At 74.6% G+C, this 14104-nt stretch carries 13 protein-coding genes; 5 read left to right on the top strand and 8 right to left on the bottom strand.

Features of this window, described 5'->3' with window-relative positions:
- Positions 1-43: 43 nt before the first annotated feature.
- The gene (locus ACZ5ID_RS04220; protein WP_468893248.1) at positions 44-457 is read right to left on the bottom strand and encodes a Zn-ribbon domain-containing OB-fold protein; all 414 of its coding nucleotides are present in this window, start codon (positions 455-457) and stop codon (positions 44-46) included.
- On the bottom strand, positions 454-906 hold the full coding sequence (locus ACZ5ID_RS04225; RefSeq protein ID WP_468893250.1) for a DoxX family protein: 453 nt from the start codon (positions 904-906) through the stop codon (positions 454-456). Before ACZ5ID_RS04225 ends, ACZ5ID_RS04220 begins: the two co-directional genes overlap by 4 nt.
- 176 nt (positions 907-1082) lie before the next feature.
- Between ACZ5ID_RS04225 and ACZ5ID_RS04230 the strand changes: the two genes are divergently transcribed.
- The 4 genes from ACZ5ID_RS04230 to ACZ5ID_RS04245 all read left to right on the top strand — a co-directional run bounded on the left by ACZ5ID_RS04230 (position 1083) and on the right by ACZ5ID_RS04245 (position 6189).
- Complete coding sequence (locus ACZ5ID_RS04230) at positions 1083-2222, top strand: flavin-containing monooxygenase (protein WP_468893251.1); 1140 nt, start codon at positions 1083-1085, stop codon at positions 2220-2222.
- 279 nt (positions 2223-2501) lie between these two features.
- The gene (locus tag ACZ5ID_RS04235; RefSeq protein ID WP_468893253.1) at positions 2502-4727 is read left to right on the top strand and encodes an acetate--CoA ligase family protein; all 2226 of its coding nucleotides are present in this window, start codon (positions 2502-2504) and stop codon (positions 4725-4727) included.
- Positions 4724-5536 (top strand): enoyl-CoA hydratase/isomerase family protein, encoded by an 813-nt coding sequence (locus ACZ5ID_RS04240; protein ID WP_468893255.1) that lies wholly within the window; start codon positions 4724-4726, stop codon positions 5534-5536. Before ACZ5ID_RS04235 ends, ACZ5ID_RS04240 begins: the two co-directional genes overlap by 4 nt.
- A 56-nt stretch (positions 5537-5592) precedes the next feature.
- On the top strand, positions 5593-6189 hold the full coding sequence (locus tag ACZ5ID_RS04245; RefSeq protein ID WP_468894171.1) for a flavin reductase family protein: 597 nt from the start codon (positions 5593-5595) through the stop codon (positions 6187-6189).
- A gap of 15 nt (positions 6190-6204) precedes the next feature.
- Here ACZ5ID_RS04245 and ACZ5ID_RS04250 read toward each other — a convergent pair whose 3' ends face one another.
- Together ACZ5ID_RS04250 and ACZ5ID_RS04255 are read right to left on the bottom strand one after the other, a co-directional pair.
- Entirely contained in the window at positions 6205-6831 is a 627-nt protein-coding gene (locus ACZ5ID_RS04250) for a hypothetical protein (protein ID WP_468893258.1), read from the bottom strand.
- Between the two features lie 27 nt (positions 6832-6858).
- Entirely contained in the window at positions 6859-8196 is a 1338-nt protein-coding gene (locus ACZ5ID_RS04255; RefSeq protein ID WP_468893260.1) for an MFS transporter, read from the bottom strand.
- Positions 8197-8289: 93 nt separating this feature from the next.
- Here ACZ5ID_RS04255 and ACZ5ID_RS04260 point away from each other — a divergent pair, with 93 nt between their 5' ends.
- On the top strand, positions 8290-9294 hold the full coding sequence (locus ACZ5ID_RS04260; protein ID WP_468893262.1) for a GlxA family transcriptional regulator: 1005 nt from the start codon (positions 8290-8292) through the stop codon (positions 9292-9294).
- Here the strand turns inward: ACZ5ID_RS04260 and ACZ5ID_RS04265 are convergent.
- From ACZ5ID_RS04265 to ACZ5ID_RS04280, 4 genes are all read right to left on the bottom strand, one after another.
- The gene (locus ACZ5ID_RS04265) at positions 9214-10461 is read right to left on the bottom strand and encodes an MFS transporter (RefSeq protein WP_468893264.1); all 1248 of its coding nucleotides are present in this window, start codon (positions 10459-10461) and stop codon (positions 9214-9216) included. The genes ACZ5ID_RS04260 and ACZ5ID_RS04265 overlap by 81 nt on opposite strands.
- A 111-nt stretch (positions 10462-10572) precedes the next feature.
- Positions 10573-11622 (bottom strand): Zn-dependent alcohol dehydrogenase, encoded by a 1050-nt coding sequence (locus ACZ5ID_RS04270; RefSeq protein ID WP_468893266.1) that lies wholly within the window; start codon positions 11620-11622, stop codon positions 10573-10575.
- Positions 11619-12779, bottom strand: a complete 1161-nt coding sequence (locus ACZ5ID_RS04275; RefSeq protein ID WP_468893268.1) for an acyl-CoA dehydrogenase family protein — start codon at positions 12777-12779, stop codon at positions 11619-11621. Before ACZ5ID_RS04275 ends, ACZ5ID_RS04270 begins: the two co-directional genes overlap by 4 nt.
- 328 nt (positions 12780-13107) lie before the next feature.
- Entirely contained in the window at positions 13108-14022 is a 915-nt protein-coding gene (locus ACZ5ID_RS04280; protein ID WP_468893270.1) for an SDR family oxidoreductase, read from the bottom strand.
- Positions 14023-14104 lie beyond the last annotated feature (82 nt).

Consider the following 14104-nt stretch of genomic DNA (forward strand, 5'->3'; position numbering starts at 1 on the left):
AGACAAAGTCAGCCCGCACACCTCGTCCCGCACCCGGCGCACCTCACCCCTCCGGGCGGAACACCGGCACCGCCACCCCGCCCCCCTCCCTAAACCCCACCCGCAGACCCATCCCCACCCGCAGCGCCGCGCCCCCCGCGCCCACCACCTCCGTCATCATCCGTGGGCCCTCCTCCAGCGTCACCACCGCCGCCGTGTACGGCACCCGGTCCCCGAAGGGCGGCAGGTCGTTGCGGTGGACCACCGACCACGTGTACAGCGTGGCCCGGCCGCTCGCCCGTTCCCAGGTCACGTCCTCGCTCCAGCAGTACGGGCAGAACTCGCGCGGGTAGTGGTGCGCCCGCCCGCACCCCCCGCAGCGGCGGATCAGCAGATGGCCCGCCGCCGCCGCGTCCCAGTACGCGCGCGTGAACGCGTCGGTCTCCGGCGTCGACCCGTCGGGCGGCAGCGGCGTCACCGGAACCACCCCAGCGCGTCGTCCAGGGACCACGTCTGCCACGCCATCGCGAACAGCGCCACCAGCGAGATCAGCGCCATCATCGCGTTCTGTCCCTGCTCGGCCCAGTCGTGGATCATCAGGACCAGGTAGAGGAGGTTGAGCAGCAGGCCCCCGACCAGCGCCGCGGGGGTGAGCAGGCCCGCCACCAGGCCGAGCCCCAGGGCCAGTTCGGCGTAGACCACCACGTACGCCATCGTCCGGGGCCGGGGCGCCACCACGGCCGTGAAGCCGCTGCGGACCGCCTCCCAGCGGTGCTTCGCCGCCACGTCCGCCGCCCACGCGATACCCGTACCGCGCTCGAACCAGCCCTTCTTGTCCTTGTGGCGCCAGCTCTCCAGCCACCACAGGCCGAGGCCGATCCGCAGGACGGCCATCCACTCGGCACCGCTGAGCCCGATCGAGTCCATCCGCAGCCCCTTCCCCGAACACGCCGTCCACCATCTGACGGTACGTCAGTTCAGCGGACGGCGGCGTCCCGCGCAAGGACTCCCGCCCCCGCGCACTCCGGAGCGCAATCGATTCGTAACCGATTCAGGTCTTGACCGAGACCCATCAAACAGCCGCGTCGATACGCTCGGTTCCCATGGCCACCAACGACCCCACTCAACCCGTCTACGTCATCGGCGCGGGCCCCGGCGGCCTCGCCGTCGCCGCCGCGCTGCGCGGCCGGGGCGTACGGGCCGTCGTACTGGAGAAGGCCGACGCCGTGGGGGACTCCTGGCGCCACCACTACGACCGTCTGCGGCTGCACACCACCCGGCGCCTGTCCGCGCTGCCGGGGCTCAAGATGCCCCGGTCGTTCGGGCGCTGGGTCGCCCGCGCCGACGTCGTGCGGTATCTGGAGAAGTACGCCGAGGTCCACGAGCTGGAGATCGTCACCGGTGTCGAGGTGTCCCGGGTCGAGCGCGCCGAGGACGGCGGCTGGCTGCTGCACGCCACCGGCGGGCGGCGGCTGACCGGGCGGGCGGTCGTGGTGGCGACCGGGTACAACCACACCCCGTACGTGCCCCAGTGGCCCGGCGCCGACACGTACACCGGCACCCTGCTGCACGCCGGGCGGTACACGGACCCCGCGCCGTACGCCGGCCGGGACGTGCTCGTGGTGGGCGCCGGGAACACCGGCGCGGAGATCGCCGTCGACCTGGCCGAGGGCGGCGCCGGGCGGGTGCGGCTCGCCGTGCGCACGGCGCCCCACATCCTGCGCCGCTCCACCGCGGGCTGGCCCGCCCAGGCCTCCGGCATCCTGGTGCGGCGGCTGCCGGTCCCGCTGGTCGACCGGGCGGCCGGGGCGCTGGCCCGGCTCAGCGTGCCCGACCTGGCGGACAAGGGGCTGCCCCGGCCGGAGAAGGGGCTCTACGCGCGGGTACGCGAAGGCGCCATCCCCGTACAGGACGTGGGGCTGATCGCGGCCGTTCAGGCGGGGCGGGTCGAGCCGGTGGCGGCGGTCGAGTCGTTCGAGGGGGCGAAGGTCGTGCTGGCCGACGGCAGCCGCATCTCGCCCGAGGCCGTCGTCGCGGCCACCGGCTACCGGCGGGCCCTGGAGGGTCTGGTCGGCCACCTCGGCGTCCTGGACGGGCGGGGCAGACCGGCCGTCCACGGCGGCCGGTCGGCGCCGGGGGCCCCCGGCCTCTACTTCACCGGGTTCACCAACCCCATCAGCGGCATGCTCCGCGAGCTGGGCATCGACGCCCGGAAGATCGCCAGGGCGGTCGCGCGCTCCTGACGCGGCGGCCGGCGGCACCCGGCCCGCGCCCCCGCGGCGCCACCCGCGCACGCCGTAGTTGGCGCAATGGTGACGGGTAGGCGCCCTGCGGACGGGTACGGAAAACGTACTCGCCCGCAGCTCCCGCACGTCCCGGAGCCTTCGGTGAGCATGTGCCCGCACGACGGTTCCTGACTGGTCGTCAGGTCTGTAATCTGACTGTGCGTCAGTTACCAGCCAGTTGCGTCACGACGGATACGCACGTGCCATGTTGGCCATCGACCAGGAGCGGGCGGAACGATGCTTGGATCGACTCACGGCACCCTCACGACCGACCTCCGCGCACGGGTGGTCGCCTGCGGCGAGCAGCCCCGGCCCGGCACCGTCCACGGCACCGCCGCCGCCGAGGGCGATCTGGACGTCAGCGGGCGGCCCCTGTACGCGCCCGTGCCCGACCTCGACCGGTTCTTCCGGCCCGAGTCGCTGGCCGTCGTCGGCGCCTCCGACACCGAGGGCCGCCCCAACACGGGGATCACCCGCCAGCTCATCGCCTGGGCCGAGCGGGTGGGCGCCCGTGTCCACCCCGTGCACCCCACCCGCGACGCCGTCTTCGGCCTGCCCTGCGCCGCGTCCGTCACCGAGCTGCCGGAGCAGGTGGATCTGGCGGTGCTGCTGGTGGCCGACCCGCTCCCGCTGATCGACGAACTGGCCGAGGCCAAGGTGAGGTTCGCCGTCGCCTTCGCGTCCGGCTTCGCCGAGACCGGTGACGACGGCGCCGCCGCCCAGGAGCGCCTGCGCGCCGCCGTGGAGCACTCCGGTGTGCGCCTGCTCGGCCCCAACACCAACCTCAACGCCTTCGAGCGCTTCCGCGACGACCTCTCCGGGCCCGCGATCGCCCTGATCACCCAGTCCGGCCATCAGGGCCGCCCCCTGTTCGCGATGCAGGAGCTCGGGGTGCGCCTCTCCCACTGGGCGCCCACCGGCAACGAAGCCGATCTGGAGAGCGCCGACTTCATCGCGTACTTCGCCGAGCGCCCCGAGGTCGGGGCGATCGCCTGCTATCTGGAGGGGCTCAAGGACGGCCGCTCCTTCCTGCTCGCCGCCGACCGGGCGGCGCGGGCGCGGGTGCCGGTGGTGGCGGTCAAGGTCGGCCGCACCGAGACCGGGGCGCGTACCGCCGCCTCCCACACCGGCAAGCTGACCGGCGCGGACCAGGTGGTGGACGCGGCGATGCGGCAGTACGGGGTGATCCGCGTCGACGGGCTCGACGAGCTCCAGGACACCTCGGCCCTGCTGGCGCGGGCCCGTCCGCCGGTGGCCGACGGGGTCGTCGTCTACTCGATCTCGGGCGGCACCGGCGCCCACTTCGCGGATCTGGCGACGGCCGCCGGGCTCACCCTCCCCACCCTCTCCGAGGCCAAGCAGGCCGAGCTGCACACCTGGATACCGCCGTATCTGAACGTGGCCAACCCGGTCGACAACGGCGGCCACCCGGTGGGCGACTGGCGCGGCCGGAAGATCATCGACGCGATCCTGGACGATCCGTCCGTCGGCGTGCTGATCTGCCCCATCACCGGTCCGTTCCCGCCGATGAGCGACCGGCTCGCCCGGGACCTGGTGGAGGCGGCGGAGCACACCGACAAGCTGGTGTGCGTGGTGTGGGGCTCCCCGGTGGGCACCGAGGCCGCCTACCGCGAGACCCTGCTCGGCTCCTCGCGGGTCGCCACCTTCCGTACGTTCGGCAACTGCGTGGGCGCCGTCCGCGCCTACCTCTCCCACCACCGGTTCACCTCCTCCTACCGCTCCCCCTTCGACGAGGCGCCGCGCGTCCCCTCCCCCTCCTTCCGCAAGGCCCAGGCCCTGATGCGGCCCGGCCACCAGCTGAGCGAGCACGCCGCCAAGCAGCTGCTGCGGGCGTACGGCATCCGGGTGCCGCGCGAGCAGCTGGTGACCAGCGCGGCGGCGGCCGTGCGGGCGGCGGGCCAGGTCGGCTACCCGGTCGTCATGAAGGCCTCCGGCACCCGCCTCGCCCACAAGACCGAACTCGGCCTGGTCAAGGTCGGGCTGACCTCGGCCAGTCAGGTGCGCGACACCTACCGCGAGCTCACCGACATCGCCCGGTACGAGGGGGTGGAGCTGGACGGCGTGCTGGTGTGCCAGATGGTCGCCCGGGGGGTCGAGATGGTCGTCGGCGTCACCCACGACGCGCTCTTCGGGCCGACCGTGACCGTGGGCCTGGGCGGCGTCCTGGTGGAGGTGCTGGGCGACGCGGCCGTACGCGTACCCCCCTTCGGCGAGGAGCAGGCCCGCGCGATGCTCGGCGAGCTGCGCGGCCGGGCGCTCCTCGACGGCGTACGCGGCGGGCCCCCGGTCGACGTGGACGCGCTGGTGGAAGTGGTGCTGCGGGTGCAGCGGATGGCCCTGGAACTCGGCGGCGAACTCGCCGAGCTGGACATCAACCCGCTGATGGTCCTGCCACGCGGGCAGGGGGCGGTGGCGCTGGACGCGCTGGTGGTGTGCTCATGAGCGCCGAGGGCGGCCGTCCGCTCACCGAGACCGTCCGCCACACCACCGACGGCGGTGTCTCCTGGATCACGCTCGACCGGCCCGAGGCCATGAACGCCGTGACCTGGGAGCAGCGGGAGCGGATCATTGCGCTGCTCGGCGGGGCGAGCGCCGACCCGGCCGTCCGGGCCGTCGTGCTCACCGCCACCGGCACGGGCTTCTGCGCGGGCGCCGATCTGCGGGGGGCGGTGGTGTCCGGCGAGCGGGTCGCCGGGGACGTGGCGCGCACCATCCGTCTCGGCGCCCAGCGGCTGGTGGCGGCGGTGCTCGACTGCGAGAAGCCGGTGATCGCCGCCGTCAACGGTACGGCGGCCGGGATCGGCGCGCATCTGGCGTTCGCCTGCGACCTGGTGCTGGCGGCGGAGTCGGCCCGCTTCATCGAGGTGTTCGTCCGGCGCGGGCTGGTCCCGGACGGCGGGGGCGCGTATCTGCTGCCCCGGCTGGTGGGGCCGCAGCGCGCCAAGGAGCTGATGTTCTTCGGGGACGCGGTGGCGGCGGTGGACGCCGAGCGGCTGGGGCTGGTCAACCGGGTGGTGCCGGACGACGAGCTGCCGGCGCTGGCCCGGCAGTGGGCCCAGCGGCTCGCCGGCGGCCCGACCCGCTCGCTGGCGCTGGCCAAACAGCTGGTCAACGCCTCCCTGGACGGCGACCGTACGACGGCCTTCGCCGCCGAGGCGGCGGCCCAGGAGATCAATATGACCACCCGGGACGCCCAGGAGGGCGTGGCGAGCTTCGTGGAGCGCCGGACGCCCAAGTACCGGGGGCTGTGAGGGTTCCCATCTGACGGGCCGTCAGGTTCAATGAGGGCGTGATGGGACACGAAGGGATGGCGGCGACCGTCGTCCGATACCTGCGGTCCGTCGGCGCGGCGGCCACGGCCCCCGCCGAGCCCGTCGAGGCGCTGCCCCGGCCGGACTTACGCGCGGTACGCGACGACGAGCGGCTGCCCGTGGACCCCGCCGAGTTCCGGGGCGTGCTGGGCCACTTCGCCACCGGGATCACGGTCGTCACGGCCCGCGACGGGGACGGCCCGGTGGGCTTCGCCTGCCAGTCCTTCGCCTCGCTCTCGCTGGACCCGCCGCTGGTCGTCTTCATGGTGGGCCGTACGTCCACGACCTGGCCGCGCATCGCCCGCGCGGGCACCTTCTGCGTGAACATCCTGGGCGCGGCGCAGGGGCCGCTGTGCCGGGCGTTCGCGGTGAGCGGCGCCGACAAGTTCGCGGGCGTCGACTTCGACGCGGCCCCCGTGACGGGCTCCCCGCGCCTGGCCGGCGTACCGGCCTGGGTGGACTGCCGCATCCAGAACGTGCACACCGGCGGCGACCACCTGATCGTGGTGGGCCGCGTGGAGGCGCTCGGCGGGACGGCGGACGGCGAGCCGCTGCTGTTCCACCGGGGCAGGTTCGGGCGCTTCACGCCCTGAGGGCAGCCTCTGTCCTCACCAGGACCGCTCGACGACCCGGCCGCCGCTGCGGGTCTCGATCCGCAGCTTCCCCCTGTCCCCGTACGCCGCGTGCCGCCAGGCGGCGAAGACGTCCGCGATCCGGCGGCCGTCGTAGTCGTCCTCGACGGCCGGGACGAAGTTGACGGTGACCAGCGCCCTGACCGAGTCGCCCTCCTGCCTGAGCCGGGCGGCCACCACCGAGGGCCACCGGCCGTCGTCCGCCTTGGTGAGGTGCTGGGCGTAGTAGTCGGTGAACTCCTGGGTCATGTCGAACCACCCGGCGGGCAGACAGGGCGGGGCGGTGCCCTCGGTGGGCGGCCCGGGGTCACCGGCGTCGTCGTCGGTGGTCTCGTCGGTGGGCGGTTCCGGGGCGCCGGTGTCCTCGTCCGTGGGGGGCCCGGCGCTGCCGGAGGTCTCGTCCGTCGTCTCGTCGACCCCGCCCGACGCGTCCTCGGTCGTCTCGTCCGGCGGGCACGGCTGCTTCCCGGCGGCGGCGGACGGCGGCGGAGCGGGCCGCCCCTCGGCCCCCGCACCGCCCGCCCTCTCCGTCCCGCACCCCGCCAGTACGGCGCAGAGCAGCCCCGCCACCGCCACCGCGCCCGGTCTGTTCCTCGGCTTCATCGGCCCCCCTCCACCAGTCAGAGGGGATCAGGCGACCGCGGGTTCCGCCACGGGCGCGGTACGGGCGCCGGGTCCCGGGCGGCGGATCACCAGGGCCATCAGCGCGGCCACCGCGCACAGCGCGCCCGAGCCGTACCAGACCATGTCGTACGAGCCGAAGGCGTCGCGCGCGAGGCCGCCCAGGAAGGCGACGACGGCCGCGCCCACCTGGTGCGAGGCGAGCACCCAGCCGAAGACGATGGCGCTGTCCTCGCCGTAGTGCTCGCGGCACAGCGCGAGGGTGGGCGGGACGGTGGCGACCCAGTCCAGACCGTAGAAGACGATGAAGAACAGCATCGGCGGGTGGATGGAGGGCGCGAGCAGCATCGGCAGGAAGAGCAGCGAGACGCCGCGCAGCGCGTAGTACGTGGCGAGCAGCCGGCGGGACTCGAAGCGGTCGGTGAGCCAGCCCGAGAAGATCGTGCCGGCCACGTCGAAGACACCGATGACGGCGAGCAGTCCGGCGGCGGCCGTCGACGGCATGCCGTGGTCGTGCGCGGCGGGCACGAAGTGCGTCTGGATGAGGCCGTTGGTGGAGGCACCGCAGATCGCGAAGGTGCCGGCGAGCAGCCAGAACGGTCCGGTGCGCACGGCGGAGAGCAGCACCTTCACCGTGCGCACCGCGGCGCCCGGCACGGGGGCGGGCTTCGCCACGTACGTGTCCGAGCCGTACGGCGCGAGCCCCGAGTCCGCCGGGTGGTCGCGCAGCAGCAGCCACACGAACGGCACCACCGCGAGCGCGGCGAGCGCGACTGTGACGGCGGCCGGACGCCACCCGTGGTGCTCCACCAGCCACGACAGGACCGGCAGGAAGATCAGCTGTCCGGAGGCGGACGCGGCGGTGAGGATGCCGGTGACCAGGCCGCGCCGGGCAGTGAACCAGCGGTTGGTGACGGTCGCGGCGAACGCCAGCGCCATTGACCCGCTGCCCAGCCCCACGAGCAGACCCCAGCAGAGCATCAGCTGCCAGGCCGCGTCCATGAAGACGGTGAGCCCGGCCCCGGCCGCGATCACGGTCAGCGCCGCGGCCACCACCCGGCGGATGCCGAACCGGTCCATCAGCGCGGCGGCGAAGGGCGCGGTGAGCCCGTACAGCGCGAGGTTGACCGAGACCGCCGCCCCGATCGTGCCGCGCGACCAGCCGAACTCCTGGTGCAGCGGATCGATGAGCAGCCCCGGCAGCGACCGGAAGGCCGCCGCGCCGATGATCGTCACGAAGGTGACGGCGGCGACGAACCAGGCGCGGTGGATACGGCGGGCGGGCCCGGGCCGCGGGGCGGGGGCGGCCTGAGCGCCCGGGACGGCGGCATCGGTTGTCTGGGACATGCCGACAGCCTGGCCCGGCGGTCCGGCCCGTACGAGTGGCTGGGTAGCCATGGTTCGCAGGGATCGGGCCATGCGCCGCGTAGACTCGGCCCCATGACCCCGGCCGCTCCCCACCGCGTCGTCGTCCTCGCCCTCGACGGCATCCTTCCCTTCGAACTCGGCATCCCGCAGCGGATCTTCGGGCTGGCGCGGAGCGCGGGTGGGGAGCGCGAGCCGCTGTACTCCGTCACCACCTGCTCGGTGCGCGCGCCCGGCCCCGTGCGGACCGACGCCGACTTCGCCGTGCTGGTGGAGAACGGGCCCGAGGCGCTGGCCCACGCGGACACCGTGGTCGTGCCCGCCTCGCACGAACTGGGGCCGGTCTACGAGGAGGGCGTGCTCACCGACGAGCTCACGCGCGCCTTCGCCCACGTACGGCCCGGTACGCGCATGGTCTCCATCTGCACCGGCGCCTACGTCCTGGCCGCCGCCGGGTACCTCGACGGGCGGCCCGCCACCACCCACTGGCGGCACGCCGAGCACTTCCAGCGGCTCTTCCCGTCCGTCGCCGTCGACCCGGACGTGCTGTTCATCGACGACGGGGACGTGCTGACCTCGGCCGGTGTCGCCGCCGGGATCGACCTGTGCCTGCACCTGGTGCGGCGCGACCACGGGGCGGCGGTCGCCAACGACGTGGCCCGGCGGACCGTGGTGCCCCCGCACCGGGAGGGCGGCCAGGCCCAGTACATCGAACGGCCGCTGCCCCAGCCCCGGGTGGCGACGACCACGAGCGCCCGCGCCTGGGCACTGGGCCGCCTGGACGAGCCGATCCAGCTGCGCGACATGGCCGAGCAGGAGGCGATGTCGGTACGGACGTTCACGCGCCGGTTCCGTGAGGAGACGGGGATGAGCCCCGGCCAGTGGCTCACCCAGCAGCGCGTCGAGCGGGCCCGGCACCTGCTGGAGTCGAGCGACCTGTCCGTCGACCGGATAGCGCGGGCCGCCGGGTTCGGCACGGCGACCTCGCTGCGCCAGCACCTACAGGCTGCGCTCGGCGTCCCGCCGACCGTCTACCGGCGCACCTTCCGCGCCGCCGGCGGCGACGCCCTGCGGGGCTGAGCCGGACGCCCGCCCCCCGGCCGGGTCCCGCAGGACCCCGGCCACCGTCAGCAGGAGGGTGAGGCCCACCCCGGCCAGGATCGCCGTGGACGGGGCCACCCAGCGCAGCAGGACACCGGAGAGGGTGCCGGTGGCCGCGTACCCGGCGCCGACGGCCGCGTACATCACCGAGTACCCGGCGGCCAGCGCGCTCGGCGGGAGCACCTCGCGCAGCAGCAGGTTGCGGGTGAGCATCGCCCCGGCCTGGAGGACACCCGCGAGCAGCAGGAGCACACCGAGCCAGGCCGCGCCCGGCACCAGCGCGGCGAGCGCCACGCACCCCGAGACGGCGAGCAGCAGCACCAGGCTCTGCACCCGCAGGGCGCCGGGCCAGGTGCGCAGCCCGTACACGAAGGCGCCCGCCGCCGAACCGGCGGAGAACCCGGCCAGCAGCGGGCCCGCCCAGCCGAGCGGGATGCCGCGCTGCTCCAGCAGGGCGGGCAGGACGAGTTCGGCGAGCGCCAGCAGGGAGAGGCCGGCCGCGCCCGTCACATACACCGGCCAGGCCCGCCACAGCACCCGGCGCATCGGCTCGCCGCCCCGGTCGGCGGTGTCGGCCCGCCACCCCTCGGGCAGCGCCCACAGTCCGGCGACGGCGGCGGCCATCAGCGCCGCAGCGAGCAGCGGCGGCAGATAGGGGCGTACGCCCAGCGCCAGCCAGGTAGTGACGGCGGGGGTCACCGACCAGATGCCGAAGATCAGCATCGATTCGGCGCTGACCGCCTGGGCGACAGCGCGTTCCGGCACCATCCCGGCGAGCATGGCGCGCAGTCCCCCGGAGGTGGCGGCGGGCGCCGCCCCGGCGAGGAACGCGGCGGCGCAGAGCACCACCGGATGCGCCTCGTGCGCGAGGCCGAGCGCGGCGAACCCCAGCGCGCCGCCCGCGAGTCCGAGCGCCAGGTGCGGGCGGGCCCGCTCGGGGCGCAGCCGTGTGCCGAGGAGGGGGGCGCCGACGATCTCACCGAGGACGTAGACGGCGGCGAGCACGGCGCCGAGGGTGTAGCCGCCGGGCCGGTCGCGGACCATGAAGACGACCGCCAGCGGCGCCATGGCGACCGGAGCGCGCGCCCCGACCGCGACAAGTGCCCAGGTCAGGACGGGGCGCGTGGCCAGGTCGCGATAGCTCATGGGGGTGAAGATAGCCCGGGGGCACCCGGCGGCCTCAACCGGTTTACCGGGCCGCCGGCCGCCTCCCGCGAGGCCCGCACGGCCCCTCGGCTCCCGCTCGCCCGGCGCCCGTCAGAACGTCAGCACCCCGCGCGCCACCCTCCCATGACGCGTGTCCTCCACCGCCTTGGCGAAGTCCTCCACCGGATACGTCGCGGTCACCAGCTCGTCGAGGAGGAGGGCGCCGGTGCGGTACAGCTCCGCGTAGCGGGGGATGTCGTGCTGAGGCCGCGAACTGCCGTACCGGCAGCCGAGGATGGACTTGTCCAGGAACATCGCGGCGGGCGCGAACGTCGCCTCCGCGGTCGGCGCGGGCATCCCCAGCAGGACCGCCTGGCCGTGCCGGTCGAGGAGGTCGACGGCCTGCCGGACGAGCCCGACGTGGCCGACGCACTCGAAGACATGGTCGGCGCCGGTCGCCAGGATCTCCCGTACGCCGTCCACCGAGGTCAGGAAGTGGGTGGCGCCGAACTGCCGGGCGGCAGCCTCCTTGGCCGGGTTGCTGTCGACGGCGACGACCGTGCGCGCGCCCGCGATGCGGGCGCCCTGGAGGACGTTGAGGCCGATGCCGCCGGCCCCGATGACGACGACGCTCTCGCCCTGGCCGACGCGGGCGCGGTTCAGTACGGCGCCGACCCCGGTCAGGACCGCGCACCCGATGAGGGCGGCGGAGGTGAGCGGCAGCCCGGCGGGGATCCGCACCGCCTGGACGGCCTTGACCACCGTACGTTCGGCGAAGGCGGAGTTGGCGGCGAACTGGTGGACGGGCGCGCCGCCGCGCGAGAACGGCCGTCCGGGCCGTCCGATCGCCTCGCGGCACATGGTGGGCCGCCCCCGGTCGCAGTCGGCGCACGCCCCGCAGTTGGCGAGGGTGGAGAGCGCCACGTGATCACCGGGGGCGACATGGGTGACCCCGGCCCCGACGGCCTCGACCACACCCGCGCCCTCGTGGCCGAGCACCACGGGCACGGGGAAGGGGATGGTCCCGTCGATGACGGAGAGGTCGGAGTGGCACAGGCCCGCGGCGGCGATCGCCACCCGCACCTCGCCGGGCCCCGGGTCGCGTACCTCCAGGTCGTCGACCACCCGCGCGTGCGTACCGTCGAACAGAACACCTCTCACTGGCCCCGGGCCTCCCTCGGCAGGCCGAGCACGCGCTCGGCGATGATGGTGCGCTGGATCTCGTCCGAGCCGCCGTAGACGGTGTCGGCGCGGGAGAAGAGGAACATGCGCTGGAGCGCGTCGAGTCGGTACGGCCGCTGCTCGCTCCACTCCTCGGGCCCGGCGGTGCCGGCCGCGCCCCGTACGGCCATGGCGAGTTCGCCGAGGCGCTGGTGCCAGCCGCCCCACAGGAGCTTGGCGACGCTGGGGGCGGCGGGGTCCGAGCCGCCGAGGGTGCGCAGGGCGTTCCAGCGCATGGTGCGCAGCTCGGCCCACTGACGGACGAGCCGGTCCCGCAGGAGCGGATCACGGGCCGCCGAGGGCGTCCGGGCCCACTGCCGTACGACCTCCGCCAACTCCTCCTCGAAGCCGATCTGCTGGGCGAGGGTGGACACTCCGCGCTCGGCGGCGAGCAGGTCCATGGCGACGCGCCAGCCGTTGCCCTCGCCGCCGACGAGGTGGCCGGGGTGGGCGCGGGCGCCGTCGAAGAACACCTCGTTGAACTCACTGGTCCCCGTCAGCTGCCGGATCGGCCGGACCTCGACGCGGCCGTCCGGCTGGTCCATGGGGAGGAGGAGGAAGGAGAGGCCGTGGTGGCGGTGCGAGCCGGGTTCGGTACGGGCCAGCACGAAGCACCAGTCGGCCTCGTGGGCGTGCGAGGTCCAGATCTTCTGCCCGGTGACGCGGTACGCGCCGGTCGGGTCGCCGGGGTCGCGGACGGCGGTGGTGCGCACGGCCGCGAGGTCGGATCCGGCGCCGGGTTCGCTGTAGCCCTGGCACCAGATCTCCTCGCCCCGGGCGACCGTGGGCAGGAAGCGGTCCCGCTGGGCCGGGGTGCCGTGGGCGAGGAGGGTGGGGGCGAGGAGGTTCTCCCCGATGTGCCCGAGCCGGGGCGGGGCGCCGGGGTGCCGGGCGTACTCCTCGGCCCAGACGACCTGCTGGCCGAGGGTCGCCCGGCGGTTCCCGTACGGCGTGTCCCCCCAGCCGAGCCCGATCCACCCCCCGGCCCCGAGCTCGCGCTCCCACTGACGGGGGGTGCCACGGGCCGGGTGAGCGTCGAGCCAGGCGCGGGCGCGGTGCCGGAAGGATTCGTCGGCGGGGGAGGGGGTGAAGTCCATGGGGGGCCTTTCTGGGGGGGTGTGCGGGCCGGGGGTTCGTGTGCGGGTTGGTGGGTGGCTGGTCGCGCAGTTCCCCGCGCCCCTTAACGGCCGGGAGTTCGTGTGCGGGCCGGTGGGGGGTTGCTCGCGCAGTTCCCCGCGCCCCCTAACGGGCCGGTACTTCGTGTGGCGGTCCGTGGGGGTTGCTCGCGCAGTTCCCCGCGCCCCTTGAAGGGCCGGTGGTTCGTGTGCGGTCGGTGGGGTGCCTCAGGGGCGCGGGGAACTGCGCGACCAGCCACAGGCGGCCCGCACACGAACCCCCGGCCCGCACACCCCCCCGGAGGGCCCCTCACGCGTTGGGCCGCGCCCCCGCCCCCGCCGCCCGCCCCATCTCCCCCACCCGCTCCAGCAAGGGCATGGGATCCACCCCCACACCCCCCGGCAGGAACTCCGCGATCCGCTCCGGCGTCCACGCGCCCCCCGTGACATACCCCGCCCGCAGCTCCCTCGGCTGCGCCCAGACCGCGATCTTGGGTCCGGCGACCGTGTAGACCTGCCCGGTGACCCCCGCCTCGCGGGCCCGCTCGCTGAGGAGGTAGACCACGAACGCCGCCACGTCCTCCGGCTCGCCGATCTCCGTCAGCTCCATGGGCACGTTGGCCGACATCCGCGTACGCGCCACGGGCGCGACCGCGTTGGCAGTGACGCCGTACTTGTGCAGACCGAGCGCCGCGCTGCGGACCAGGGAGATCACACCGCCCTTGGCCGCGCTGTAGTTGGCCTGCGCCACACTGCCCTGGTGGTTGCCGCTGGTGAAGCCGATCAGTGTGCCCGTGCCCTGCCGGCGCATCACCGCCGAGGCCGCCCGGAACACCGTGAAGGTGCCCTTGAGGTGGGTGGCCACCACCGGGTCCCACTCCTCCTCCGTCATGTTGAAGAGCATCCGCTCGCGCAGGATGCCCGCCACGCACACCACCCCGTCCACCCGGCCCCAGCGGGTGAGCGCGGTGTCGACGATCCGCCGGCCGCCCTCCATGGTCGAGACGTCGTCGGCGACGGCCACCGCCTCACCGCCGGCCGCCTCGATCTCCTTGACCACCGCGTCCGCGATCCCGCTGCTGGGCGAGGCGCCGTCGATGGAGACGCCGTAGTCGTTGACGACGACTTTGGCGCCCTGGGCCGCCGCCGCGAGCGCCACGGCCCGGCCGATCCCGCGCCCCGCACCGGTCACGGCGACCACCTTGCCTGCCAAGAAGTTCCCCACGCCCGGCCCCTTCCCGCGGTTTCTGACGGACCGTTAGATTTTATGGCCCCGCGGCCACCGGAAGACAAGACCCAGGGAGGGC

The organism is Streptomyces sp. NPDC031670 (assembly GCF_055580545.1).